Here is a 23,989-nt window from a genome sequence, read left to right as displayed (position 1 = left end):
CAATCGATGCTGAAAACTCTGTTACTGGCGGCCATGGCGCTGCTGTCCTCGGTGGCGGTGGCCCAGCCGCTGCTCGAGGTGACCCTGGATCCCGCGCCCTACAGCCGGGACGAGGCCCGCGCGCAGGCCCTGGAACTGGTGCTCGACCGGCTAACCGGCGACCGGGCCCGGGATTCCTGGATCCGGGAGGAGGCCCTGGCCGAGCCCGAGCGCTACCTGCGGGACGAACCCCAGGGGAGCGGCTACAGCGCCCGCTTCGACGGCGAGGAGCTGCGGGCGCTGATCGACAGCGCCGGCCTGCCGTTCTCGCTCGACCCCAGGCCCGCCCTGCTGGTGTGGCAACTGGACCAGGGCCAGGCCCGCAGCGAGGCGGACGCGGACTGGCGCCGGGCCAGCTCGGCCTATCCCTTGCCGCTGTTGTGGCCGCTGTGGGATCTGGAAGAGCACATGGCCATCGACAAGTCCCGGTTGTTCGACGAGGAGCAACTGCGCGAGGCCAGCCGGCGTTACGGTGCCGACTACTGGCTGGCGCTGGAGCGGGAGGCGCAGGGCGGGCGCTGGCAGTTGTACGCCGACGGCCAGGACGGCGCCCTGTTGCAGGGGCGGCTGGAGCCGGATGCCGGCCTGCTGGAACTGGCCTCGGCCCTGAACCGTTACTGGGTGGAGCGGGGCAACGGCGGCGGCGAGCCGGCCCGGGCCGACAACCCGGATCCGGTGGAGCCCCTGCAGCTACAGCAGGACGGAGCCGGTGAGCTGACCATAGTGGTGTCGGGGCTGCGCCAGTTTTCCGATGCCATCCGTCTGGAGCAGCGCCTGCGCCAGCTGGACGGCGTGGAACAGGTCTACCTGATGGACAGCGCCGGCCACCAGGCGCGCTATCGGCTGTTGGTACCCGGCTCCCGGGCGGCGGTGCTGCAGGCGCTGGCCGCCGTGGCGGGGCTGTCGGCCAGCGGCGAGCGGCAGTTCAACTGGTCGGGGACGGCGAGTGAGTAACGATGGCGAAGACGAGGCGGTACCGGCCCAGTTGGCGCTGGCGGTGCAGTTGCCGGACGACGAAACCTTCGCCAGTTTCTACCCCGGCGACAATGCCCAGCTGATCACCGCCCTGAAGAACGCCGCCATCGGCCAGGGCGACGAAGTGCTCTACTTCTGGGGGCAGCGCGGCAGTGGCCGCTCGCACCTGCTGCACGCCACCTGTGCCGAGGTGAACGCCGCCGGCGAGGCCGCCGCTTACCTTCCCCTCGATGGCCACCGGCAGATGTCGCCGCGCATGCTCGACGGCATGGAGCTGCTGCCGCTGGTGTGCCTGGATAACCTGGATGCTATCGCCGGGGTGGAGGAATGGGAGCGGGCCGTGTTCAATTTCTTCAACCGGCGGCGGGAGCGGGCGACGGGCTCGCTGCTGATCAGCGCCGTCAGCGCCTCGCGCAACCTGGGGCTGGGGCTGCCGGATCTGGCCTCGCGTCTCGACTGGGGCGTGGCCTACCAGCTCAAACCCCTGGACGACGAGGGCAAGCTCAGCGCCCTGCAGCTCAGGGCCGAGTTGCGCGGTTTCAAGTTGCCCACCGATGTGGGGCGCTTCCTGCTCAACCGCCTGTCCCGGGACATGCGTACCCTGCTGGCGGCCCTGGATCTGCTGGACAACGCCTCCTTCCGGGCCAAGCGCAAGCTGAGCATCCCCTTCGCCAAGGAAATACTGGGACTGTAAGGGGCGGGACGCCAAGGCAGGGACTAGAGCACCGATCAGTTTAAAACGTGAGCAGTGCGATATCTCACCTGTAGGCGCCCGTTTACGTGGCGCAAACCGGCCAACGGCGTGGGGCGTGGACATTGGGCGCCGGTTTGTGCCGGCTAAAGCGGCACCTACAGCGGCACAAACCGGCAGCCAGGCGCAGTGTATTTCTGTCTCTTTAGCTGGCAGACAAACGCCGCCGTTTACAGATTTGCACTTGCTGGTGGAGCGCAGGCGGGCCGCCCGCGCCCCAAGCATCATCACTGCCTAAGTTTTAAACTGAACGGTGCTCTAGGGATTGGTGACTGGGGATTCGAGAGCCATTATTCTGGTCCCGAGTCCCGAGTCCCGAGTCCCGAGTCCCGAGTCCCGAGTCCCTAATTCTGGCCTTTTTTCTTGCGGATGCTCAGGCCCAGCTCGCGGCCGCGGAACTTGGCGTAGTAGATATTGCCCACGAACATGGTACAGGCCAGCAGCAGTTCGACCAGGGCCAGCCAGCGTTCCCCCTCGTCCACCCACAGCAGGGTGAGGGCGTGCAGAAAGTAGGGCATGATCAGGAAGATGGCCCAGGCATGGGTATAGGGATTGCCCCGGAGCATGCCCACCATGGGGATGAACAGCCAGGGCAGCCACAGCATCAGCATAAAGCCGGCACCCAGCTCAGGATGGGGCGAGAGCAGGCCGTGCCAGAGGGCGACCCAGAAGATGAGCCCGAAATAGCCGACCAGGGCCAGTCGGCGTGCCAGTTGGGTGCTCATTACAGGATATCCAGGATCTGCTCGGGCGGACGGCCGAGGGCGGCCTTGCCGTTATGGACCACGATGGGGCGTTCTATCAGTTTGGGGTGGGCCACCATGGCGGCGATCAGGGTCGCTTCGTCGGTCACCCCGGCCAGGCCCAGCGCCTTGTATTCCTCTTCCTTGGTGCGCATCAGCTCCCGGGCCGAGCTCATGCCCAACTGACCCAGCAGGGTTTTCAGTTGATCCGCGTCAGGCGGGGTTTCCAGATATTTGATAATCTCCGGCTGCAGGTCCCGCTGCTCCAGCAGGCTCAGGGTTTCGCGGCTTTTAGAGCAGCGGGGATTATGGTAGATACGTAGGCTCATTCTAGACTCCTGTGGCAAAGCTGCGGGCATTGTATAAAAGCTGCCGTGGAGGGTACAGCATATGGGCAAACATCAGGCCCTGTTTTTGGCGGTGTTGTTGATGGCAGGCTGCCGGGAGGCGGCCACCCTGACGCTGGCCGACGGCCAGCGTCAGGATCTGGGGGACTACCGGGGCCAGTGGCTGGTGGTGAATTACTTCGCCGAATGGTGCGCTCCCTGCCTGCGGGAGATGCCCCTGCTCAACGAACTGACCGCCACGGCCGGCCCGGCCGTGCTGGCGGTGAGCTTCGACGCCCTGCCGGCCCAGGCGCTGCACAGCCTGAAGGAACGTTACCAGATGCTGATGCCGGTGGTGGCGAACCTGGAAGGGGCCTGGCCTTTCGAAACGCCCCGGGTACTGCCCACCACCTTCGTGATCGATCCCAAGGGCCGGCTGGCGGAACAGCATCAGGGCGAGCTCCATGCCGAGGATATCGCCCGCTGGCAGGCGCTGTACTGGGGTAATTAGGGGTTATCAGTTCCTCAGGGCGTCCCAGTCTTTCTGCTGCTGGCGCAACTGCTCCAGACGGGCACCGAGCCGGGCCCGCTGCATGGGGTCGGTGGCCAGGTTGGCGGCGATCTCCATCTGATCCACCGCCACCTCGTAACGCCCTTTCAGCGCTGCCACTTCGGCCTGGGCCTGGCGGAAGGCCGACTCGTCGCTGAGTGGCCGGTAGGCCTGGGCGATCAGCTCCCAGGCCAGGGGATTTTCCGGGTGCCGGCGCAGGTAGCCGTCGAGCAGCTCGGCGGCCTCCTGGTTGCGCCCGGCCTGCAACAGGCTGTCGGCCAGGTTGATCATCACCACGGCGTTGTCGGGCAGCCGCTGACGGGCCTGGCGCAGGCGGGCGATGGCCGCGTCGTGCCGTTTTTCGGCGTTGTCCAGATCGGTCAGGGCGTCCAGTACGAAGACATTGCTGCCGTGGCGTTGGCTCAGCTCGTCGAGCAGGGCCCTGGCCTTGTCGTATTCGTGGATCTGCAGCAGGCTCAGGGCCTGGCCGTAGCGGGCGGCATCGGGCTGCCAGTCGCCGCCGCGGCCGGCTTCCCGCTCGAAGAAGCGGTGCAGCTCGCTGGTGTTGCCCTGCTGGAAACGGACCATGATCCTGGCCTTGGCCAGTTGGAACTCCAGGCTGGGCGGATAGGGTTGGGCGGGGTACTCCGCCGCCCGGCTGCGGGCCTCGGCGATCCGGCTGGCGGGCAGGGGGTGGGTCAGCAGCATTTGCGGCGGCGTGCTGGCGAACTGGTATTTTTCGGCCAGTTTCTGGAAGAAGCTGGCCATGGCGTTGGGATCGAAGCCGGCATTGTGCAGCAGGCGCAGGCCGATGCGATCCGCCTCGAATTCGTTGTCCCGGGTATAGTTGATGGCCGACTGCATCTTGAGGCCCAGGGTGGTCTGCAACGCCGCCATGCCCGCCTGGGGGTTGACCACCGCCAGCGCCACCGAACCCACCAGGCCGGCGATGGTCAGGGGGGTGCTGCGCGACTGAGACTCCAGGTAGCGGGCGATGTGGCGCTGGGTGACGTGGGTGATTTCATGGGCCATGACCGAGGCCAGCTCGCTCTCGTTGTCGGCATACAGGAAGAGTCCAGAATGGATTTGCACCACGCCGCCCAGGAAGGCGCTGGCGTTGATGCTGTCGTCCCGGATCAGCAGGAAGCTGAAGGGAAAGCGCACCGAATCGGCCTGGGACAGCAGCTTGAGCCCGAGGTCGGTGAGGTATTCGTTGAGCACGGGGTCGTCGATGACCGGCTGGTTGGCCCGGGCGAAGCGGATAAAGGCCTGACCGAAGCGGGCTTCCCGTTCCACCGACATGGCACTGACCCCGGCGGTGCCGATATCGGGCAGGTTGTTGGCGGCGAGCCAGGGGGCCGCGGTACAGAGGGAAAAAGCCAAAACCAGCCTGGCGGCACGAAAACCCATGTCAATAACCTTATTGCTGTTGTACTTACCGCAGAATACTCTCCGCAATAGGGCGGAACAAGCATTGTTTGGCAGCCAGAACAAAGGGATAATGCCCTTTCTTTTGGTTCGGGGGCTCTCATGGATACGCTGGATGCACGCGCGCTGCGCTGCCCGCTGCCACTGCTCAGGGTCAAGCTCTGGCTGAAGGCGGCGAAGGCCGGCCAGGCCCTGCGGCTGTGGCTGGCGGACTCGGGCTCCCGCCGGGATATTCCCGCCTATGTCTCGGGCATCGGTCACCGGGTAGAGGTGGTGGCCGATGAACCCGGACGACTCGAACTCATCATTACCAAGGCACCTTAAGGAAATTTTGCATGCTGGATGTTATTAAGCACTGGTATCGACAGCGGTTTTCCGACCCGGGTGCGGTTGCCCTGTTCCTGCTGCTGCTGTTCGGTTTCGTGGTGGTGTACTTCATGGGCCACATACTGGCGCCTTTCTTCGCCGCCGTGGTCATCGCCTACCTGCTGGAATGGCCGGTCAGCCGGCTGGAGCGGCTGGGGCTGGGCCGGGGACTGGCCGCCGGCGTGGTGCTGCTGCTGTTCGCGGTGGTGATGGTGCTGTCGCTGGTGAGCATAGTGCCTTCCTTCCTGGTGCAGACCGCCAACCTGGCGCGGGAAGTGCCCGCCATGATCAACCGCACCCAGGAGGCACTGCTGACCCTGCCGGAGCAGTATCCCGAGCTGGTGGACGTGACCCTGGTGCAGAGCGTGCTGGACGATCTCCGCGGCCGGCTGCTGGGCTCGGCCGACGCCATCTTGAGCGTGTCGATCAGCTCGCTGACCAACGCCGCCGTGCTGCTGGTCTACCTCATCCTGGTGTCGGTGCTGGTGTTCTTTATGCTCAAGGACAAGCGCCATCTGCTGGACGGCATGAGCCGTTTCCTGCCCCGCAACCGGGAACTGGTGTCCCGGGTCTGGCTGGAGATGAACGGCCAGATCGCCAACTATGTGCGCGGCAAGGTGATCGAGATCCTGATCGTCGGCGTGGTCAGCTATGTCACCTTTGCCCTGCTGGATCTGCGCTATGCCCTGCTGCTGGCGGTGCTGGTCGGCTTTTCGGTGCTGATCCCCTATATCGGCGCCGCCGCCGCCACCGTGCCGGTGGCCATGGTGGGGCTGTTCCAGTGGGGCTTTACCCCGCCGTTCTTCTACCTGATGGTGGCCTACGGCATCATCCAGGCGCTGGACGGCAACGTGCTGGTGCCCATCCTGTTCTCGGAGGCGGTCAACCTGCATCCCATCGCCATCATCGTCGCTGTGCTGGTGTTCGGCGGCCTCTGGGGCTTCTGGGGCGTGTTCTTCGCCATTCCCCTGGCCACCCTGGTCAAGGCGGTGCTCAACGCCTGGCCCCAACACGAAGATGCGCCTGCAAATACCAACAATTGATGAAAGACGTAAGGACAATACAGTGAGAGAACATTTCGGCTCGCGCTTCGGGTTTATCATGGCCGCCGCCGGGGCGGCGGTGGGGCTGGGCAATATCTGGGGTTTTCCCACCCAGGCGGCAAGCAACGGCGGCGGTGCCTTCCTGGTCGCCTACCTGATGCTGGTGCTGGTGCTGGCCTTCCCCATGCTGGTGATGGAAGTGGCCATCGGCCGCTACGGCCAGGCCAACCCGGTGGATTCGGTGCGCAAGCTGGGCCGCAGTCGTGGCCAGAAGGCCATGGCTTCCCTGGTGGGCTATGCGGGCATGCTGGTGCCCAGCCTGGTGCTGTCGTTCTACGCCATCGTCGCCGGCTGGCTGCTGGCCTTCCTGGCGGCGGCGGTGACCCGCATGCTGGGCTGGGAGGCGGCCACCGGCTGGCTGCAGGGCTTCGGGCTGTCGCGCAACATCGTCTGGACCCTGGTGTTCTACCTGCTCACCATACTGGTGGTGCAGGCCGGGGTACGCAAAGGGATAGAGCGCTGGTCGGCCCGGCTGATGCCGGCACTGTTCGTGCTCTTCCTGGTGCTGTTCGCCTATATCCTGACCCAGAACGGCGCCATGGAAGGGCTGCGTCATTATCTGGTGCCGGATTTCAGCAAGGTACTGGAGCCGGGGCTGCTGATCAGCGCCATGGGCCAGGCCTTCTTTTCGCTGACCATAGGCGGCTGCTCCATGCTGATGTACGGCTCCTACCTGAGCAAGCAGGAGAGCATTCCCGGCACCGCCTTCCAGGTGACCCTGATCGATACCGGCGTGGCCTTCCTGGCCGGGCTGGTGATACTGCCGGCCATGTTCGTGGCCATGAACAATGGCGTGACCATCTTCGCGGAAGACGGCAGCCTGCTGAGTTCCGATACCCTGGTGTTCACCGTGCTGCCCGCCCTGTTCGACACCATGGGGCCGGTGGGGCTGGTGATGGCGCTGGTGTTCTTCGTGCTGATGGGCATCGCCGCCCTGACCTCGTCCATCTCCATGCTGGAAGTGCCGGTGTCCTACACCACCGAACGGTTCAAGGCTTCCCGTCCGCTGGTGACCTGGCTGCTGGGTGGCGGCCTGGCGTTGTTCAGCGTGGTCATCTGCCTGAATTTCGGCGCCCTGTTCGGCTTCGTTATCCGCCTGTCCACCCAGAATCTGCAGCCGCTGGTGGGCCTGGGTTTCTGCCTGCTGGGGGGCTGGCTGTGGGGCAGGGCCAAATTGTTCGAGGAGCTGGTACAGGGTTCGCCGGAACTCGCTTCCAGCCTGTTCTGGCGCATCTGGCCCTGGTACGTGCGGCTGGTGTGCCCGCTGCTGGTGCTGCTGGTGATCGGCGCCAGCTGGTAATCGGGCGGAACAAAAAGGGCGGGGGTCATCTCGATGATCCCCGCCCTTTTTTGTCTTCGAAATTGTACTCAGTAGAGCATGCTGTAGAGCTTGCGGCGGTAGCGGGAGGCGACGGGATCGGCACCCATGGTGGTGAGCATGTCGAGGAAACGCTTCTTGGCCTCGCCGAAGCCCAGATCCTGCTGCAGCACCTCGACCAGCAGTTGCAGGGCCTCTTCCTGGCGACCGGCCTGGAAGTAGAGCACCGCCAGTTCTTCCTTCAATTCCAGCGAGTCCGGGGCGTCGGCCAGCTTCTGCTCCAGCTCGCGCAGTTCGGGGCTGTCGGCGGCTTCTTCCGCCAGCTCCAGCCGGGCCAGGATATGCTGGTACTGGCTGTCCTGATCGGCCATGCCGATGGTCGCCAGCAGTTGCTTGGTTTCCTCCAGCTTGTTCAGGGCCAGGGCGGCTTCGGCCAGGCTCAGGCGGATGGCGGCGCTGTCCTCCAGCGCCCGGGCCTGCTGCAGCAGGCCGTAGGCGGCCTGGGGATCCAGGCCCAGGGTCTGCTTGGCCTGCTCCAGCAACAGCGCGGCTTCGTTGGGTTGGTAGGGTTGCAGAAAGGCCTTGAGGGCGGCTTCGTCCTGGGGGCCTTCCAGTATGTCCACCGGCTGGGCGTCCTTGAAGGCGACCAGGGCCGGCAGGGCCTGCAGCCCCAGCTGGACCGCCAGGCTCTGCAGTTGCGGATCGGCGACATCGACCCGGGCCAGATCGATATGACCGTTGTCGGCGCCGATCAGGCGTTCCACCACCGGGCCCACCGTCTGGCATTCGGGGATCTGCTGGGCATGGAAGTAGATCACCACCGTCTTGCTCATGGAGGCCTGGATCAGCGCCTGCTGGAAGTTCTGCACATTGATGTCAACGATCATGTTCGAGGTCTCGTTAAGGGTTTATGGTTAGATTGGGCTGGGGGCCGCCGATTTCAAGGTCGAAGGGCAAATCCGGGAGGCGCAGCAGCAGGGGCGGGGGGCCATCCGTGCCCGCCACCGCCAGGGTCAGCCAGGCCCTGTCCAGGGGGTACTGATACAGCCGGTAAGGCTGGTCGTCGAACAGAGCCCGGTGGCTGCCCGCCTGCCACTGTACCCGCTGCAGGTTGTTGGCGATGCCGCCGCCCTGGGCCTTGAGCACCGCTTCCTTGACCGTCCAGAGGCGGATAAAGTCCAATTCCGGCTCGCGGCTGTGGGCCAGCCACCGCTGCTCGGTGTCACTCAGGTAACGGTGGGCGAGGCGAAGGATCCTGGCAGGATCCAGTCGTCGTCCTTCCAGATCGACGCCGAGCGGGCCGGCGTTACCGATGGCCAGCGCCAGCAGGGTGCCGCTGTGGCTGATGTTGAAGTGCCAGCCCGGCCGGTCGAGGCGGGGCTTGCCCCTGCTGTCGATCCGGATGGGGATCCGTCCCGGATCCTCCGCCAGGTGGACGGCGAGCCAGCGGCGCAGCAGGTAGCGACCCAGCAGGAACAAACGGGCCTGTCCCGGATGGCGGATGCCGGCCAGGCGCTTGTGCTCCGCCGGGGAGAGTATTTTTTGAGCATTTTCCGGCAGTTTTATGTTCGCACTGTCACAAATTAGTAACTTGGTGACGATATCGTTGTTTTTGCTCATATTCTCTTTTGCAAAATACCCTGGATCTGCTCTAGTATCTTTCAGATTGATAGCTGGTTGCCATTATTTGCATGAAAAAGGTCATAATTCTAAGCAGTGTGCTCCTGGTCGCCGGTTGCAGCAGCGCCCCGAGCCCGGAGTCAGGCAAAAAGATGGCTGGAAAAAAACCGTCTTCTTCCCTGACTTACAGCATCAGTACCGGCCCGATGAAGCCCAGGCGTTCCGTGGGAACCGTGCAGGATTTGCATCAGGTGTACCAACGCTGGCGCGGCGTGCCCTATCGCTTCGGCGGGGTGGATGCCGAAGGCATCGACTGTTCGGCCTTTACCCGTACCATGTACCAGGAAGTGTTCGGCATGGAGCTGCCGCGCAGCACCTATGAACAGGTCAACCTGGGGCGGGCGATCGGCAAGAACGAGCTGCAGCCCGGGGATCTGGTGTTCTTCCGCACCGGCAGCGGCCAGCACAACGGCATCTACATCGGTGACGGCAAGTTCGCCCATGCCTCTTCCAGCGTGGGGGTCACCATCTCCCGCCTGGACAACGTCTACTGGCGCAGCCGCTACTGGCAGGCCCGCCGCCTGCTGGACGACATCTGAAAAAGAACATTGGTGACCGGGGATTGGAGGCAGCGATAATATTGCCAGTCACCAGTCACCAGTCACCAGTCACCAGTCACCAGTCACCAGTCACCAGTCACCAGTCACCAGTCACCAGCCCGTTATTTCGCCTGAAAACGGTTCAGCTCATTCATCACCTGCAGCAGCAGCGACAGCTCCGGGCTGGCATCGGCCTTGACCCGGTAGTCCGCCGCGCTCAGTAACTGGAAATCGCCCCGCCGGTTGAACAGGGTGATCTCGTCCTGCTGGTAGATGACATATTCCTCTTCGTCCGATGCCAGTCGCCAACGCTCGGGTACTATCTCGAACAGCGATTGCCCGGTGCTGTAGCTGCGCATCGGACTCTGCACACCCAGTACCTGCTGCATCAGGGTGGGCACCAGATCCAGCTGGCTGGTCGGATGGGTAAACCGGGCCTGGGCCTGACCGGGCCAGCCGATCACCAGGGGCACCTGCAACTGCTGGGGCGAATAGGCGCTGCCGAAGCCCCAGGTGTTGTTGCCGTTGTCGTTGAATTCCATGCCGTGACCCGAGGTCACGATGATCAGGGTGTCCCGGCTGCCGGGCCGCTGGGCCAGGGCCAGCAACTGGCCCAGCAGCTGATCGGTGTAGAACACGGCGTTGCGGTAACGGTTGAACAGGGCCTCGCGCTGCTCGTCATGATAGGCCAGGGCCGGATTGAGGCGTTCCAGGGAGGGCTGGAAGGGGCCCAGGGTGTCCGCCGGCAAATCCAGTGCCTTGAGGGCATCCAGGTACAGGAAGGAGAACCAGGGCCGCAACTCGTCCTGCTCCGTCAGCCAGTCGGCGAAGCCGGCCAGCACCTGGCGGTCGCCTTCGGCACCGCCGGGGGCGGTAGCGAAGGACTGGTTGCGCAGGCTGGAAAAGACGGCGTTCTCATACAGCGGCTGTGCCAGGCCGCCGCTGGCGAACAGGCCGAAACGGTAGTCCTGGCGTTGCAGCTCGTCGATCAGCGCCGGGGCCATGCCTTCTACTTCGGCGTCGTGGCGATAGTGGGCCGGCAGGCTGTAGAACAGGCTGAACAGGGCGGACTGGGGCTGGTTGCCGGCGCTGAGGTGGTCGTCGAAGCGCAGGTTCCGCTCGGCGAAGCGGTACAGGTTGGGCATGGTGATGGCGTCGAGCTGGTCGGCGCGCAGACCGTCGACCACCAGCAGCAGGATATTGGGCGCGTGCGCCGGCGCCGATACCGACAGCGGGCGCAGCGGGTAGTTCAGCCGGCGCTGGGGCTGGTCGGCGGCCTGTTGCGACAGTTGCCGGTATTGATCCGCATCCAGCCAGCCCTGCTTGATCAGGAAGCTCTTGGCGGTCATGGGATAGGACAGCGGGAAGTTGGCCTTCTGGTTGGTGATGGGGGTATAAACCAGGGCATCGGCCCAGATGTGCACGCTGTGGGTGAGGAAGAAGCTTACCAGCAACGGCAGGGCCAGGGGCAGGGCCAGGGAGCGTCGCCGGCGCTGACTCCAGCGCCACAGCCAGGCCGCCAGCCACAGTTCGAACAGGAACAGCAGCGGTACCCAGACGAACAGCCAGCCCCAGCCGGAGGCCTCCTCGGCCTGGGCCTGATCCAGCAGCAGCCGCCAGACGGTGGGGTTGAGGTGGAACTTGAACAGGCTGAATACCTGGGTATCCACCAGCAACAGGGTCAGGGCCCCGGTGGCGATGGCCGCGCCCAGGAATTGCACCGCCCTGAGCCTGGGCAGCAGGAAGGTGAGGGGAAACAGGGTCAGCAGATAGGTGAAGAAGGTCAGAAAGGCGAAATGCCCGACCCAGCTTACCAGCATGTAGCCGATGCCGAGGGGAGTCTCGGGCCAGCCGGCGGCCAGCAGGTAGCGGCTCGACACCGCCATGGCCAGCAGGATATTGAAAAACACGAACCAATGTCCCCAGCCAATCAGGCGGGAAACATTATCGCGATAGAGGTTACCGGTTTCGACCATGGTTCAGACTGTTTCGGCTAACAAAAAGGCTCTTAATGAGCCCCTTTTTGTGTGTCGACGGAGGCGGTGAGCACCTTGGCGAACTTGTCGGCGATGGCCTTCCGCTGCCCGGGGGCGATCTGGTGGTTGAGCACATGGGTGACCAGGTTGCCCAGCACCATCAGCCGCAGATCCGCCGGGGCCTGATGCTTGTCCATCACGGCTTCCAGCTCGCTCAGCAGTTGGTCGTATTGTTTATCGTATTTGGAAAGGACGGGCATGGGCGTTCAATCATGTAACTTGGTGACAGGGCGACTATAATACCCCACCCCTTCTGGCAACTCTACGGCAATCTGTTATGAGCTTGGATATCGAACACATCATAGTACATTCCCTTTTTCTCGATGAGCAGGGCCAAACCCAGCTTGCCACCCGGGAGCAGGAGCTGGCCACCGGGCCCGCGGTGAACCAACTGATGGGCGAGTTGCACCATATCTACAACACCAAGGCGGGCAAGGTGTTCGGCTATTTCAGCGAGGAGGACACCGGTTTTCGCGACCTGGTGCGGCGGGTGCAGGATCAGAGCCTGACCTTCGCCGCCTTTTCCCACTTGGCGGCCGAGCGGCTGCTGGGCGAACTGCACCGGCTGGAGATGAACGAGGCCGGCGTGCTGCTGTTCGTGCGCTACCAGTGGCTCGGCGCCCACTATTTGCTGATCGCCCTGCTCGACAACAAGGACAGCGTCACCGTCACCGACAAGCTGGAAGTCAGCCACGCCAGCTACCTGGATCTGGGCAGGATGCAGCTGGCCGCCCGCCTGGATCTGACCGAATTGCAGACCCGCCCCGAGTCGCGCCGTTATTTCTCCTTTATCAAGGGCCGGGCAGGACGCAAGGTGTCTGACTTTTTCCTCAACTTCCTGTCCTGCGTGGAGGGCATGGATCCCAAGGCCCAGAGCCAGGGCCTGCTGAAGGCGGTGGACGACTATTGCGAGTCCCGCCAGCTCAGCACCGAGGAGAAGCTGGAGAGCAAGGCACTGGTGAGCAAGTACTGTCGCGATCAGCTCAAGGAAGGGGAGGAGCTGGAGCTGCGCGAGCTGTCCGCCGAGCTGGGCCGGGACGATGACCTGGACTTCTACCAGTTCGTCAGCGAGGAATACCAGCTGGAAGAGCGCTTCCCGGTGGACAGATCCGCGCTCAAGGGGCTGACCAAGTACGTGGGTTCGGGCGGCGGCCTGACCATCAGCTTCGATCAGAAGCTGCTGGGCGAGCGCATCCAGTACGACGCCGCCACCGACACCCTGGTGATCAGGGGTACCCCGCCGAACCTTAAGGCCCAGTTGCAGAGCGGAAACTGAGAAAGGTGGGGCAGGCATCCTGCCGCCCCGGGACTGTAACAAGTAGGCATACTTGGGACAGAAAAGGGAACTCATTCGATAGCGGCCAGTGTAGAGGCTGTGATAGCGTTAGAGAACCGAAATAAACAGATAGCCCTAATCGAGTTGTTCAATGAGTCGTCTGCCCAGCCTGAAGCAATTGACCTACCTGGTGGCCCTGGACGAGCACCAGAACTTCAACCGGGCCGCCAAGGCCTGTTTCGTCAGCCAGTCCACCCTGAGCACCGGCCTGCAGAACCTGGAAAGCCTGCTCGGCGGCGAGCTGATCGAGCGGGATCACAAGGCGTTCGTGATGACGCCGCTCGGCCGGCAGGTTGTGGTGCGGGCCCGGGAACTGCTGGCCCAGACCCGGGAGCTGATGGAACTGGTGGAAGGGCAGAAAGGCGCCATGCAGGGGGCCATCCGCCTGGGGTGCATTCCCACCATAGCGCCTTTTTTGCTGAGTGGGCTGGTGCAGCGCTGCCGCCGGCACTATCCCGAACTGCAGTTGTTGCTGCGGGAGGACACCACGCCGCAGTTGCTGTCCCTGCTGCGGGCCGGCGAGCTGGACCTGCTGTTGCTGGCCCTGCCCACCGACACCGAGGGGCTGCAGACCCGGGTACTGGGCCAGGATCCCTTCGTGCTGGTGATGCACCAGGAGCAGGCCAGGCGGCATGGCCGGGTGCCGGTAGACTATGCCGACCTGCCGGATCAGAGCATCTTCCTGCTGGAGCAGGAGCACTGCCTGACCGAGCACGCGGTGAGCGCCTGCAAGCTGACCGACAGCCGCAAGGTCAACCCCTTCGCCGCCACCAGCCTGCATACCCTGGTGCAGATGGTGGGCGCCGGCCTCGGTACCACCTTCCTGCCGCAAATGGCGATCGACGCCGGTATCCTCGCCAACACCGAGATCGTCGCCATGGCGCCCCAGGGCGACAAGGCCTACCGGGATATCGGCCTGGTGTGGCGGCCCACCGCCACCCGGGTGGAAACCTTCTACCGGCTGGGCGAGCTGGTAAGCGAACTGCTGTAAACAGAAAAGGCGGAGTACCGGGGTACTCCGCCTTTTTTGCGTTGTGAGGCGCCGGCGCCGTTACGAGCCGGCGCGGATCAGGTGGTCGAAGGCGCCGAGGGCGGCGGTGGCGCCGGCGCCCATGGAAATGATGATCTGCTTGTAGGGCACAGTGGTGGCGTCGCCAGCGGCGAACACCCCGGCCATGGAGGTGGCGCCTCGGGCGTCGATCACCACCTCGCCGAAGCGGGTCAGCTCCACTTCCGAGCCCTGCAGGAACTCGGTGTTGGGCACCAGGCCTATCTGCACGAAGATGCCCGCCACCTCCAGCCGTTTGCTCTCGCCGCTGACCCGGTCGGTGTACTGCATGCCGGTGACCTTGCTGCCGTCGCCCAGCACTGCGGTGGTCTGGGCATTCATGATGATGTCGATATTGCCCATGGAGCGGGCCTTGCGTTGCAGCACCTCATCGGCGCGCAGGCTGTCGGCGAACTCCAGCACGGTCACGTGTTCGACGATACCGGCCAGATCGATGGCCGCTTCAATGCCCGAGTTGCCGCCGCCGACCACCGCCACCCTCTTGCCCTTGAAGAAGGGGCCGTCGCAGTGCGGGCAGTAGGCCACGCCCCTGGTACGGTATTCGGCCTCGCCGGGCACCTTCAACTCGCGCCAGCGCGCCCCGGTGGCCAGGATCACCGCCCTGCCCCTGAGGGTGGCGCCGCTGGCCAGCGGCAGCTCGATAAGCTCCCCGCGGCGGATGCCGGCGGCACGCTGGTCGGTGATGATGTCCACCCCGTATTCCCTGACGTGCTGCTCCAGGCTGGCGGCCAGCTTCGGGCCTTCGGTGTAGGGCACGGAAATGAAGTTTTCGATGCCGACGGTGTCCATCACCTGGCCGCCGAAGCGCTCGGCCACCAGGCCGGTGCGAATGCCCTTGCGGGCGGCGTAGATGGCGGCGGCGGCACCGGCCGGGCCTCCGCCGACGATCAGCACGTCGTAGGGGGCTTTTTCGTCGAGGGCGGCGGCCTTGCGCTCGGCGGCGCCGGTGTCGAGTTTGCCGATGATCTCTTCCAGGCTCATGCGACCCTGGCCGAAGTGTTCGCCGTTCAGGTAGACGGCGGGCACCGCCATCACCTGGCGCTGGTTCACCTCGTCCTGGAACAGGGCGCCGTCGATCATCACGTGGCTGATGTTGGGGTTCAGGGTCGCCATCAGGTTGAGCGCCTGCACCACGTCCGGACAGTTCTGGCAGGACAGGGAGATGTAGGTTTCAAAATGGAACTGGCCCTCGAGGTTGCGGATCTGCTCCAGCAACTCGGGGGAGGCCTTGGACGGATGGCCGCCGGCCTGCAGCAGGGCCAGTACCAGCGAGGTGAATTCGTGGCCCATCGGAATGCCGGCAAAGCTTACCCGCGGCGCCTGCCCGGCGGGGGCGACGCTCATGCTGGGAGTGCGGCCGGCGGCGGCTTCCTTGAGGCTGATGTTGCCGGAAAGCCCGCTGATCTCGGCGGCCAGTTCCAGCAATTCTTTGGATTTGGGGCTGTCATCACCGGACACGCTGATCTCTATCGGAGAGACGATGTTCTGCAGGTAGGTGTCCAGTTGTTTTTTGAGATTCGCATCTAACATAGTCGTGTCCTGTGCCGAATTTTGGGTATAAAAAACCCGGCCCGCCGACCGGATGAGGCATCATCGCGGCGGGCCGGGGTAGTTGTCCGGGTCTTAGATCTTGCCGACCAGGTCGAGGGACGGTGCCAGGGTGGCTTCGCCTTCCTGCCATTTGGCGGGGCAGACTTCACCCGGGTGGGCGGCCACGTACTGGGCGGCCTTCACCTTGCGCAGCAGGTCGGAAGCATCACGGCCGATGCCTTCGGCGGTCACTTCGATGGCCTGGATCACGCCCTGGGGGTCGATGATAAAGGTGGCGCGGTCGGCCAGGCCCTGGCCTTCACGCATCACGCCGAAGTTGTTGGTGATGGTGCCGGTCTGGTCGCCCACCATGTAGTACTTGATCTTGCCGATGGTCTCGGAACTGTCGTGCCAGGCCTTGTGGGTGAAGTGGGTGTCGGTGGACACGGAGTACACTTCGACGCCCATCTTCTGCAGTTCGGCATAGTGGTCGGCCAGGTCGCCCAGTTCGGTGGGGCAGACGAAGGTAAAGTCGGCCGGGTAGAAGAACACGATGGACCACTTGCCTTTCAGATCGGCCTCGGTTACTTGAACGAAGTCGCCGTTGTAGTAAGCCTGGGCGGTAAAGGGTTTGATTTCGGTGTTGATTGCAACAGCCATGTTAGCTCCTAAATGTGTCGTTAGTGGGTGTGTCTCTCGAACGGTTTCCATACTAGGCCCTGTCCTGAATCCAATAAAGTGATTATTTTCTATTGTTCTAATAGGTAATTTCTATCGCTCCTTTTTATCGCCGCCGTCGTGGCCGGCAGCCGTGCTGTCGGACTCCTGTGGGTGCCCAAGCGACGGAGCAGGCCCGGTCCGGGAGGAGGACCAAAAATGACAAAACAACCACAGATACCCGCAAGCCGGTGTTGGTTGCCTGTCACCGCCGGCTTTTTGCGAGCGCAAAAAGCCGGGAAAATCCCGGAAAACTTTTTTAAACATGTGTTTAAATGCTTGTATTTCAAGCCTTGAGGGAGAGCGGCAGGGTATTTGTCAAACCTTGGAGTTTAGTCGGGATAATATATTGCATATGAATTAAATTAACGTAATTTAATTACATTTATATTTGTCTTGGTCCAGTGGTGGTTAATGGGTTAATCCAGTAACCAAGTGATTTTTATGGGGTTTGACTTTAGTCGTAAAGCGAATTTGTAGTGTGACCTGTGTTGTATTTTTGTGAAATTGGATCTTGATCTTTTCCGGTCTATTGCGCACCTTAATAACCGTACAGCGATGCAGAGCAACAAGGAAAAGGGGCACCAATAACGGAGACACCGATACAGTGTCCGGATAACAAGCACCGGCCTTGTTGCGAAGCCAAATATAACGAGAGCATCACTGCCAATGCCGGCAAGCGGGAAGGACCCGGAGGTATTGCCGGTTTGACAGGGAAGTTTAATGCCGCTGAACAGAGCGCAAATCATACAAGAGAGGACTTGAGACCATGCCATACGCACACGACCTTGATACCCTGGCGTCATTGATCAAGCAGAATCCGAGCTGGAGCGCCATCAAACCCGAGTACGCCGCCCGCATGCGTGCCCAGAACCGGTTCAAGACCGGCCTGGACATCGCCAGGTACACCGCCAGGATCATGCGCGAAGACATGGCCGCCTACGACCAGGACTCGTCCCAGTACACCCAGTCCCTGGGGTGCTGGCACGGTTTCATCGGCCAGCAGAAACTGATCTCCATCAAGAAGCATTTCGGCAGCACCAAGCGGCGCTACCTCTACCTGTCCGGCTGGATGGTGGCGGCCCTGCGCTCCGAGTTCGGCCCGCTGCCGGATCAGTCCATGCACGAGAAGACCTCGGTGCCGGCCCTGATCGAGGAGCTCTACACCTTCCTGCGCCAGGCCGACGCCTGGGAGCTGAACCACCTGTTCCGCGCCCTGGAAGAGGCCCGGCAAGCCGGTGACGAGGCCAAGGCCAAAGAGCTTCTGAGCCAGATCGACAACCACGAAACCCATGTGGTGCCGATTGTCGCCGACATCGATGCCGGTTTCGGCAACGCCGAGGCGACCTACCTGCTGGCCAAGAAGATGATCGAAGCGGGGGCCTGCTGCATCCAGATCGAGAACCAGGTGTCCGACGAGAAGCAGTGCGGCCACCAGGATGGCAAGGTGACGGTGCCCCACGCCGACTTCCTGGCCAAGATCAACGCGGTACGCCTGGCCTTCCTGGAACTGGGGGTGGACGACGGCGTGATAGTGGCGCGCACCGACTCCCTGGGTGCCGGCCTGACCAAGCAGATCGCGGTGACCAACGAGCCGGGGGATCTGGGGGATCTGTACAACAGCTTCCTCGATGGCGACTACATCGACTCGGCCGACGACATCGACAACGGCGACGTGGTGATCAAGTCCCAGGGCAAGCTGCTCAAGGTCAAGCGCCTGGCCTCCGGCCTGTTCTGCTTCAAGCCGGGCTCCGGCGAGGATCGGGTGGTGCTGGACTGCATCACCAGCCTGCAGCACGGCGCCGACCTGCTGTGGATCGAGACCGAGAAGCCCCATATCGGCCAGATCAAGGGCATGGTGGACCGTATCCGTGAAGTGGTGCCCAATGCCAAGCTGGTGTACAACAACAGCCCGTCCTTCAACTGGACCCTGAACTTCCGCCAGCAGGTGTTCGACGCCTGGGCCGCCGAAGGCAAGGACCTGTCCGCCTACGACCGCGCCAAGCTGATGAGCGCCGACTACGACGACACCGAGCTGGGCCGCCTGGCCGATCAGTGGACGGCCAACTTCCAGCGCGACGCGGCGCGGGAAGCCGGCATCTTCCACCACCTGATCACGCTGCCGACCTACCACACCGCGGCCCTGTCCACCGACAACCTGGCCAAGGGCTACTTCGGCGACGAGGGCATGCTGGCCTATGTGGCGGGCGTACAGCGCAAGGAGATCCGCCAGGGCATCGCCACCGTCAAGCACCAGGACATGGCCGGCTCCAACATCGGCGATGACCACAAGGAGTTCTTCGCCGGCGAGGCGGCGCTGAAGGCCGGCGGCAAGGACAACACCATGGGCCAGTTCGAGAACATCTGATTGCAAAACAGGGTCAACTGAGAAAGAAAAATACCAACTAGGTCCATCTCGTTTTGGCAGCCTCCGGGCTGCCTTTTTTATTTGCCATATTCCTATACAGGTGTTAAGTAAATGCACCCATGGCCGATGCAGGGAAAGTATTGCTTCCCGGAATAAGGGGACCAAGGCTGTTGTCATCCGGCTCCATGGCAATCCAACGCAGAAGGATCTGAAACAGAATGATGCAGATAAAGAAAACGGCGCTGTCGGCCAAGCTGTTCCTGGCCACCGGCCTGATGCTGTTGCTCAGCATACTGGTGCTCAATGGGGTGGTCAGCCTCTTCCTGCAGCGCACGGCCGGTCAGGTCGGGGACGACAGTTCCCGGGTGCTGATCCGGGAAGTCAGCGAACGGCTGCAGAGCCAGGCCGCCGAGGCCGGAGCGCAGCTGGCCGGCTTTATCAACGAGAGTTTCCGCTCGCCCCTCACCCTGGCCACCATACTGGCCGAGAATGCCGTCCTGCCCGCCTTCGAACGACTCAGCCGGGAGCAGGTGGTGGCCCTGAACCGGCAGTTGCTGATGGCCAACCGGCAACTGGGTTCCAGCTACAGCCAGTTCGAGGCCAACGCCTACGACGGCGAGGACGCCCTTTTCCTCAGCGGCTACGACCATTCGGTGACCGGGGCCGGCAGCCTGGAGGTCTATGTGGTGCGCCACCAGGACGGACGCCTGGAGCAGCAGATCATCGGCGGTGCCGACGAGAAACACGATCAGAGCCGCAACGAGTTCGGGGTGCGCAACGCCGAGTGGTACCTCTGTCCCATGGAGACCGGCCGGCCCTGCCTGATGGAGCCCTACCTGTACGAGATCCAGCCCGGCTACAGCGAGCTGATGACCAGCCTGACGGTGCCCATCGTCGCCGAAGGGCGCTTTCGCGGCGTGGCGGGCTCGGACATCAACCTGCCCGCCTTTCAGCGGCAACTGGAGCAGCTGGCCGCCTCCCTCTACCAGGGGCAGGCCGAGGTGCTACTGCTCAGCAGCCAGGGTCTCATCGTGGCCTCCAGCCGCTATCCCGACAAGCTGGGGCGCCCCCTGGCGGAGGCGGCGGGAGCCGAGGAAAGCGGCCAATGGCAGGCCCTGGCCAGGGGGGAGGGCAGCCTGGTCACGGCCGAGCACCTCTACGGCAGCTACCGGCTGCAGATACCGGCGGCGGAGGCGAGCTGGTCGCTGTTGATCGGGGTTCCCCGTTCGGTGGCCCTGGCCGAGGTATCGGCCCTGCAGGCCGGGCTGGCCGCGGGAGTGGCCAGCCTGACCCGGCAGCAGTGGCTGGCCGGCGGTCTCATCATCTTGGCTGGCATCGGCGCCATGATGCTGCTGGTACGTACCATCACCCGGCCACTGCAATTGATGCGGGAGCGAATCCATGAGCTGAACAGTGCCGAGGGAGACCTGACCCGAGTCATCGACATCGATACCCACAAGGAGCTGATCGCCCTGTCCGGCGGCTTCAACGGCTTTATCGACAAGCTGCGCCAGCTGGTCGGCCGGCTCAAGCATACCGGGGCCGAGGTCGGCAGCGAGTCGGAAAACGGCGCCCGCCTGGCCAGCCGTATGCGCGAGGAGGTGGGGCGCCAGAATCGGGAGCTGGAGTCGGTGGTCACCGCCATGAACGAGATGAGCGTGGCGGCGACGGAGGTGGCCCGCTTCTCGGAGCAGGCGGCGATAGAAGCGGGCCAGGCCAACCAGGCGCTGAAGGCGACCCAGGACCGGCTGGCGGGCACGGTGGACGACATCGGCCAACTGGCCACGGAAGTACAGGAGGCGGCCGGTGCCGTCAACCAGGTGGCGGAGCGCAGCGATGCCATCAACAGCATCCTCGAGGTGATCCGCGCCATCGCCGAGCAGACCAACCTGCTGGCCCTGAACGCCGCCATCGAAGCGGCCCGGGCCGGCGAGCAGGGCCGGGGCTTCGCGGTGGTGGCCGACGAGGTGCGGGCCCTGGCGGCCAAGCCCCGCCAGTCCACCGATGACATCGCCGAACTCATCGAACGGCTCAACAGCCAGGTGGGCGCCACGGTGCGGATCATGGAGCAGGGCGCCTCCCGGGCCGGGCAGACCTCGGCCAGCTCCCGCGAGGCCTACCAGGAGCTGGCCCGGGTGGCCGGCCTTATCGAGACCATCAGCGATCATGTGACCCAGATGGCCACCTCCGCCGAGGAGCAGAGCGCGGTGTCCGGCGACATCAACCGCAACCTCACCACCCTGGGCGAGGCCGCCGCCGAGCTGGCGGAGCTGGCCGGGGAGGTGGGCGAGCACGGCCAGCGGCTGAGCGGCCTCTCCGCCGGACTGGATCAGGATCTGGGGCGGCTGAGGACCTGAGCAGGTCCTGCGACTTGTTGCCCAGGTGTTATAATTGGCGTCATATTGAGCTGCCGTTTATCGCGGCGGCTCCGTTTCCTGACTCGCCAGCGGCGATGGGAGTGACGCCATGACCAATCCCAGCAATGCCAGCACCACCACTGTGCACCAGGCCCAGTTCACCGGGGCCCATGCCCTGAGCATTCCCACCCTGAGGATATTGCAGGACGACGGTACCCTCTTTGCCGGCGCCTCGCCGCCGGTACTGGACCGGGATACGGCGCTCCACATCTACGACAGCATGGTGTTTATCCGGGTGCTCGACGAGCGCATGCTGGCGGCCCAGCGCCAGGGGCGGATCAGCTTCTACATGCAATGCCTGGGGGAGGAGGCTGCCGCCGTGGCCAGTGCCGCCGCCCTCGACAGGCACGACATGATCATGGCCCAGTACCGGGAGCAGGGGGCCCTGCGCTACCGGGGCTTCACCCTGGAGCAGTTTATGAACCAGCTGTTTTCCAACGAGCGGGATCTGGGTAAGGGGCGGCAGATGCCGGTGCACTACGGCAGCCGGGACATCCGTTTCATGACCATTTCCTCGCCCCTGGGCACCCAGATCCCCCAGGCCAGCGGCTATGCCTACGCCCAACGGCTGAAGGGGGAGAGCAACACCACCCTCTGCTATTTCGGCGAGGGCGCCGCCTCCGAGGGGGACTTCCACGCCGGCCTTAACATGGCCGCCGTGCTACGGGCGCCGGTGATCTTCTTCTGTCGCAACAACGGTTATGCCATCTCCACCCCGGCCAGCGAGCAGTTTATCGGCGACGGCATCGCCTGCCGGGCGGTGGGCTACGGCATCCAGGCCATCCGGGTGGACGGGGCCGACGCCCTGGCGGTGTACGAGGCGACCCGGCTGGCGCGCAAGCTGGCCCTGGAGCAGCAGGAGCCGGTGCTGGTCGAGGCCATCGCCTACCGCCTGGGCGCCCATTCCTCCTCCGACGATCCCAGCGGCTACCGTTCCCGGGAAGAGGAGGAACGCTGGCGCAAGCAGGATCCCATCGCCCGCTTTCGGCGCTGGTTGCTCAACCAGGGCTGGCTGGACGAGGCGGCGGATCAAATCGCCACCGACGCCCTGCGCCAGGAGGTGCTGGAGGCGGTGAAGGAGGCGGAGCAGGTGCCCAAACCCCGCCTGGACAGCCTGATAGAGGATGTCTATGCCGAGCCCCCGCCCGCCCTCAAGGCCCAGCTCGAGGCGCTAAGGGAGCATATCCGCCGCTATCCGGACGCCTATCCGGTGACCTCAGGGAGGCTCGACTAATGGCACAGATGAACATGCTGCAGGCCATCAACAACGCCCTGGATCTGGCCATGGCCCGGGACGAGAGCGTGGTCTGCTTCGGCGAGGACGTGGGCCACTTCGGTGGCGTCTTCCGCGCCACCAGCAAGCTGCAGGACAAATACGGCAAGCACCGCTGCTTCAACACACCCCTCACCGAGCAGGGCATCATCGGCTTCGCCAACGGCATGGCGGCCCGGGGGCTGAAGCCGGTGGCCGAGATCCAGTTCGCCGACTACATCTACCCGGCCTTCGATCAACTGGTCAACGAAACCGCCAAGTTCCGCTATCGCTCCGGCAACCAGTTCGACGTGGGCGGCCTGGTGCTGCGCACCCCCTACGGCGGCGGCATCGCCGGCGGCCACTACCACAGCCAGTCGCCGGAGGCCTACTTTACCCACACCCCCGGCCTGCGCCTGGTGGTGCCCCGGGATCCGGCCCAGGCCAAGGGGCTGCTGCTGGCGGCCATCAATTGCCCGGATCCGGTGTTGTTCTTCGAGCCCAAGCGACTCTATCGCGCTGCCGTGGGCGAGGTGGACGAGGACTACTACGAGCTGCCCCTGGGCCAGGCCGAGGTGGTGCAGGAGGGGAGCGATGTCACCGTGCTGGCCTGGGGCGCCCAGATGGAAGTGGTGCATAAGGCGGCGGAGCTGGCCGGGCAACAGGGCATTTCCTGCGAGCTTGTCGATCTGCGCAGCCTGGCGCCCTGGGACCTGGAGCGGGTGGCCGAGTCGGTGCTCAAGACCGGTCGCCTGGTGATCAACCACGAGGCGCCGCTCACCGGCGGCTTTGCCGGGGAAATCGCGGCCAGCATCCAGCAGCGCTGCTTCCTCTATCTCGAGAGTCCCATCGCCCGGGTCTGCGGCCTGGACACGCCCTACCCCCTGGCGCTGGAGAAGGAATACATGGCGGATCACCTCAAGACCTTCGAGGCGATAGTGCGGACGGTGAACTTCTAGGGGGCGGCATGAAACAGGATTTCTACCTGCCGGATATCGGCGAGGGCATAGTGGAATGCGAACTGGTGGAGTGGCTGGTCAGCGAAGGCGACAAGGTCGCCGAGGATCAGGCCATCTGCGACGTGATGACCGACAAGGCCCTGGTGCAGATACCGGCGGTGCATGGGGGCACCATCACCCGGCTGTACGTGGCCAAGGGCGAGATGGCGCGGGTGCATGCGCCCCTGTTCGAGATGGAAGTGGCCGGGACCAACGACGGCAAGGCGGCCAGCCAGGCATCCCCGCCGGCGCCGGGTCAGACCGCCGAGTCCGCGGCTCCCGGGCCGGAGAGCGAGGCGGGCCGTGCCCTGCGGCCGGGCCCGGTACAGAAGGTGTCCTACCCCACCTCGGGCCGGAGAGCGAGGCGGGCCGTGCCCTGCGGCCGGGCCCGGTCCAGAGTGTCACCTACCCCGCCTGGGCGAGGACGTGGGCCAAGGCCAACCCCGCG

At 64.2% G+C, this 23,989-nt stretch carries 23 protein-coding genes; 14 read left to right on the top strand and 9 right to left on the bottom strand.

Going from position 1 to position 23,989, the window contains the following annotated elements; genetic code table 11:
* Positions 1 to 6: 6 nt before the first annotated feature.
* Together CGX12_RS07340 and hda are read left to right on the top strand one after the other, a co-directional pair.
* Positions 7 to 993 (top strand): DUF2066 domain-containing protein, encoded by a 987-nt coding sequence (locus CGX12_RS07340; RefSeq protein ID WP_094039244.1) that lies wholly within the window; start codon positions 7 to 9, stop codon positions 991 to 993.
* Positions 986 to 1,708 carry a DnaA inactivator Hda gene (gene hda, locus CGX12_RS07335; RefSeq protein WP_094039243.1) on the top strand — a complete coding sequence of 241 codons (723 nt, stop codon included), beginning with the start codon at positions 986 to 988 and terminating at the stop codon, positions 1,706 to 1,708. Before CGX12_RS07340 ends, hda begins: the two co-directional genes overlap by 8 nt.
* A 401-nt stretch (positions 1,709 to 2,109) precedes the next feature.
* Here hda and CGX12_RS07330 read toward each other — a convergent pair whose 3' ends face one another.
* Positions 2,110 to 2,490 (bottom strand): DUF2069 domain-containing protein, encoded by a 381-nt coding sequence (locus CGX12_RS07330; protein WP_094039242.1) that lies wholly within the window; start codon positions 2,488 to 2,490, stop codon positions 2,110 to 2,112.
* Positions 2,490 to 2,837: an arsenate reductase (glutaredoxin) gene (gene arsC, locus CGX12_RS07325; RefSeq protein WP_094039241.1), complete on the bottom strand. Its 348-nt coding sequence runs from the start codon at positions 2,835 to 2,837 to the stop codon at positions 2,490 to 2,492. Before arsC ends, CGX12_RS07330 begins: the two co-directional genes overlap by 1 nt.
* A gap of 61 nt (positions 2,838 to 2,898) precedes the next feature.
* On the opposite strand from arsC, the gene CGX12_RS07320 reads away from it, so the two are divergent.
* Positions 2,899 to 3,345 (top strand): TlpA family protein disulfide reductase, encoded by a 447-nt coding sequence (locus CGX12_RS07320; RefSeq protein WP_094039240.1) that lies wholly within the window; start codon positions 2,899 to 2,901, stop codon positions 3,343 to 3,345.
* Positions 3,346 to 3,351: 6 nt separating this feature from the next.
* On the opposite strand, the gene bepA is transcribed toward CGX12_RS07320, so the two are convergent.
* Positions 3,352 to 4,794, bottom strand: coding sequence for a beta-barrel assembly-enhancing protease (bepA, locus tag CGX12_RS07315; protein ID WP_094039239.1), 1,443 nt, complete (start codon positions 4,792 to 4,794; stop codon positions 3,352 to 3,354).
* Between the two features lie 120 nt (positions 4,795 to 4,914).
* Here bepA and CGX12_RS07310 point away from each other — a divergent pair, with 120 nt between their 5' ends.
* Genes CGX12_RS07310 through CGX12_RS07300 form a run of 3 tightly spaced genes read left to right on the top strand, consistent with a single transcriptional unit; the run spans position 4,915 to position 7,581 of the window.
* Complete coding sequence (locus tag CGX12_RS07310; RefSeq protein ID WP_094039238.1) at positions 4,915 to 5,136, top strand: sulfurtransferase TusA family protein; 222 nt, start codon at positions 4,915 to 4,917, stop codon at positions 5,134 to 5,136.
* A gap of 11 nt (positions 5,137 to 5,147) precedes the next feature.
* The gene (locus CGX12_RS07305) at positions 5,148 to 6,221 is read left to right on the top strand and encodes an AI-2E family transporter (protein ID WP_094039237.1); all 1,074 of its coding nucleotides are present in this window, start codon (positions 5,148 to 5,150) and stop codon (positions 6,219 to 6,221) included.
* Between the two features lie 22 nt (positions 6,222 to 6,243).
* Positions 6,244 to 7,581: a sodium-dependent transporter gene (locus CGX12_RS07300; RefSeq protein ID WP_094039236.1), complete on the top strand. Its 1,338-nt coding sequence runs from the start codon at positions 6,244 to 6,246 to the stop codon at positions 7,579 to 7,581.
* A 68-nt stretch (positions 7,582 to 7,649) separates the two neighbouring features.
* Here the strand turns inward: CGX12_RS07300 and CGX12_RS07295 are convergent, their stop codons facing one another.
* Entirely contained in the window at positions 7,650 to 8,486 is an 837-nt protein-coding gene (locus CGX12_RS07295; RefSeq protein ID WP_094039235.1) for a tetratricopeptide repeat protein, read from the bottom strand.
* A gap of 13 nt (positions 8,487 to 8,499) precedes the next feature.
* On the bottom strand, positions 8,500 to 9,219 hold the full coding sequence (locus CGX12_RS07290) for a 4'-phosphopantetheinyl transferase family protein (protein ID WP_094039234.1): 720 nt from the start codon (positions 9,217 to 9,219) through the stop codon (positions 8,500 to 8,502).
* Between the two features lie 206 nt (positions 9,220 to 9,425).
* Here CGX12_RS07290 and CGX12_RS07285 point away from each other — a divergent pair, with 206 nt between their 5' ends.
* Positions 9,426 to 9,818, top strand: coding sequence for an NlpC/P60 family protein (locus CGX12_RS07285; RefSeq protein ID WP_232513461.1), 393 nt, complete (start codon positions 9,426 to 9,428; stop codon positions 9,816 to 9,818).
* 122 nt (positions 9,819 to 9,940) lie between these two features.
* Here the strand turns inward: CGX12_RS07285 and CGX12_RS07280 are convergent, their stop codons facing one another.
* Together CGX12_RS07280 and CGX12_RS07275 are read right to left on the bottom strand one after the other, a co-directional pair.
* Positions 9,941 to 11,794 carry a DUF3413 domain-containing protein gene (locus CGX12_RS07280; protein WP_094039232.1) on the bottom strand — a complete coding sequence of 618 codons (1,854 nt, stop codon included), beginning with the start codon at positions 11,792 to 11,794 and terminating at the stop codon, positions 9,941 to 9,943.
* Between the two features lie 32 nt (positions 11,795 to 11,826).
* Entirely contained in the window at positions 11,827 to 12,054 is a 228-nt protein-coding gene (locus tag CGX12_RS07275; RefSeq protein ID WP_094039231.1) for a YejL family protein, read from the bottom strand.
* Between the two features lie 77 nt (positions 12,055 to 12,131).
* Between CGX12_RS07275 and yejK the strand changes: the two genes are divergently transcribed.
* Both yejK and CGX12_RS07265 read left to right on the top strand, forming a co-directional pair.
* Positions 12,132 to 13,130: a nucleoid-associated protein YejK gene (gene yejK / locus CGX12_RS07270; protein ID WP_094039230.1), complete on the top strand. Its 999-nt coding sequence runs from the start codon at positions 12,132 to 12,134 to the stop codon at positions 13,128 to 13,130.
* Positions 13,131 to 13,281: 151 nt separating this feature from the next.
* Complete coding sequence (locus CGX12_RS07265) at positions 13,282 to 14,181, top strand: hydrogen peroxide-inducible genes activator (RefSeq protein ID WP_094039229.1); 900 nt, start codon at positions 13,282 to 13,284, stop codon at positions 14,179 to 14,181.
* Positions 14,182 to 14,241: 60 nt separating this feature from the next.
* On the opposite strand, the gene ahpF is transcribed toward CGX12_RS07265, so the two are convergent.
* Complete coding sequence (gene ahpF / locus CGX12_RS07260) at positions 14,242 to 15,789, bottom strand: alkyl hydroperoxide reductase subunit F (RefSeq protein ID WP_094039228.1); 1,548 nt, start codon at positions 15,787 to 15,789, stop codon at positions 14,242 to 14,244.
* A 93-nt stretch (positions 15,790 to 15,882) separates the two neighbouring features.
* Entirely contained in the window at positions 15,883 to 16,449 is a 567-nt protein-coding gene (gene ahpC, locus CGX12_RS07255; RefSeq protein WP_094039227.1) for an alkyl hydroperoxide reductase subunit C, read from the bottom strand.
* A gap of 826 nt (positions 16,450 to 17,275) precedes the next feature.
* On the opposite strand from ahpC, the gene CGX12_RS07250 reads away from it, so the two are divergent.
* The 5 genes from CGX12_RS07250 to CGX12_RS20225 all read left to right on the top strand — a co-directional run.
* Complete coding sequence (locus CGX12_RS07250; RefSeq protein ID WP_094039226.1) at positions 17,276 to 18,874, top strand: isocitrate lyase; 1,599 nt, start codon at positions 17,276 to 17,278, stop codon at positions 18,872 to 18,874.
* Between the two features lie 218 nt (positions 18,875 to 19,092).
* On the top strand, positions 19,093 to 21,231 hold the full coding sequence (locus tag CGX12_RS07245; RefSeq protein ID WP_094039225.1) for a methyl-accepting chemotaxis protein: 2,139 nt from the start codon (positions 19,093 to 19,095) through the stop codon (positions 21,229 to 21,231).
* Positions 21,232 to 21,340: 109 nt separating this feature from the next.
* Positions 21,341 to 22,525: a thiamine pyrophosphate-dependent dehydrogenase E1 component subunit alpha gene (locus tag CGX12_RS07240; protein ID WP_094039224.1), complete on the top strand. Its 1,185-nt coding sequence runs from the start codon at positions 21,341 to 21,343 to the stop codon at positions 22,523 to 22,525.
* Complete coding sequence (locus tag CGX12_RS07235) at positions 22,525 to 23,502, top strand: alpha-ketoacid dehydrogenase subunit beta (RefSeq protein ID WP_094039223.1); 978 nt, start codon at positions 22,525 to 22,527, stop codon at positions 23,500 to 23,502. The genes CGX12_RS07240 and CGX12_RS07235 overlap by 1 nt, the downstream gene beginning before the upstream one ends.
* An 8-nt stretch (positions 23,503 to 23,510) precedes the next feature.
* Positions 23,511 to 23,989, top strand: a 479-nt coding sequence (locus CGX12_RS20225) for a biotin/lipoyl-containing protein (RefSeq protein WP_303396177.1), incomplete at its 3' end; no start/stop codon positions are given.

It is taken from the genome of Zobellella denitrificans, assembly GCF_002237365.1.
GTDB lineage: Bacteria > Pseudomonadota > Gammaproteobacteria > Enterobacterales > Aeromonadaceae > Oceanimonas > Oceanimonas denitrificans.
The sequence above is the reverse complement of the archived record's forward strand: the minus strand, read 5'-3'. Positions and strand labels throughout refer to the sequence as shown.

What these genes read in the sequence shown, in the direction of transcription:
- CGX12_RS07340 (WP_094039244.1), top strand. Translation starts at nt 7, where the DNA reads ATGCTGAAAACTCTGTTACTGGCGGCCATGGCGCTGCTGTCCTCGGTG.
- CGX12_RS07330 (WP_094039242.1), bottom strand. Translation starts at nt 2,490, where the DNA reads ATGAGCACCCAACTGGCACGCCGACTGGCCCTGGTCGGCTATTTCGGG.
- arsC (WP_094039241.1), bottom strand. Translation starts at nt 2,837, where the DNA reads ATGAGCCTACGTATCTACCATAATCCCCGCTGCTCTAAAAGCCGCGAA.
- CGX12_RS07320 (WP_094039240.1), top strand. Translation starts at nt 2,899, where the DNA reads ATGGGCAAACATCAGGCCCTGTTTTTGGCGGTGTTGTTGATGGCAGGC.
- bepA (WP_094039239.1), bottom strand. Translation starts at nt 4,794, where the DNA reads ATGGGTTTTCGTGCCGCCAGGCTGGTTTTGGCTTTTTCCCTCTGTACC.
- CGX12_RS07310 (WP_094039238.1), top strand. Translation starts at nt 4,915, where the DNA reads ATGGATACGCTGGATGCACGCGCGCTGCGCTGCCCGCTGCCACTGCTC.
- CGX12_RS07305 (WP_094039237.1), top strand. Translation starts at nt 5,148, where the DNA reads ATGCTGGATGTTATTAAGCACTGGTATCGACAGCGGTTTTCCGACCCG.
- CGX12_RS07295 (WP_094039235.1), bottom strand. Translation starts at nt 8,486, where the DNA reads ATGATCGTTGACATCAATGTGCAGAACTTCCAGCAGGCGCTGATCCAG.
- CGX12_RS07290 (WP_094039234.1), bottom strand. Translation starts at nt 9,219, where the DNA reads ATGAGCAAAAACAACGATATCGTCACCAAGTTACTAATTTGTGACAGT.
- CGX12_RS07285 (WP_232513461.1), top strand. Translation starts at nt 9,426, where the DNA reads ATGAAGCCCAGGCGTTCCGTGGGAACCGTGCAGGATTTGCATCAGGTG.
- CGX12_RS07280 (WP_094039232.1), bottom strand. Translation starts at nt 11,794, where the DNA reads ATGGTCGAAACCGGTAACCTCTATCGCGATAATGTTTCCCGCCTGATT.
- CGX12_RS07275 (WP_094039231.1), bottom strand. Translation starts at nt 12,054, where the DNA reads ATGCCCGTCCTTTCCAAATACGATAAACAATACGACCAACTGCTGAGC.
- yejK (WP_094039230.1), top strand. Translation starts at nt 12,132, where the DNA reads ATGAGCTTGGATATCGAACACATCATAGTACATTCCCTTTTTCTCGAT.
- CGX12_RS07265 (WP_094039229.1), top strand. Translation starts at nt 13,282, where the DNA reads ATGAGTCGTCTGCCCAGCCTGAAGCAATTGACCTACCTGGTGGCCCTG.
- ahpF (WP_094039228.1), bottom strand. Translation starts at nt 15,789, where the DNA reads ATGTTAGATGCGAATCTCAAAAAACAACTGGACACCTACCTGCAGAAC.
- ahpC (WP_094039227.1), bottom strand. Translation starts at nt 16,449, where the DNA reads ATGGCTGTTGCAATCAACACCGAAATCAAACCCTTTACCGCCCAGGCT.
- CGX12_RS07250 (WP_094039226.1), top strand. Translation starts at nt 17,276, where the DNA reads ATGCCATACGCACACGACCTTGATACCCTGGCGTCATTGATCAAGCAG.
- CGX12_RS07245 (WP_094039225.1), top strand. Translation starts at nt 19,093, where the DNA reads ATGATGCAGATAAAGAAAACGGCGCTGTCGGCCAAGCTGTTCCTGGCC.
- CGX12_RS07240 (WP_094039224.1), top strand. Translation starts at nt 21,341, where the DNA reads ATGACCAATCCCAGCAATGCCAGCACCACCACTGTGCACCAGGCCCAG.
- CGX12_RS07235 (WP_094039223.1), top strand. Translation starts at nt 22,525, where the DNA reads ATGGCACAGATGAACATGCTGCAGGCCATCAACAACGCCCTGGATCTG.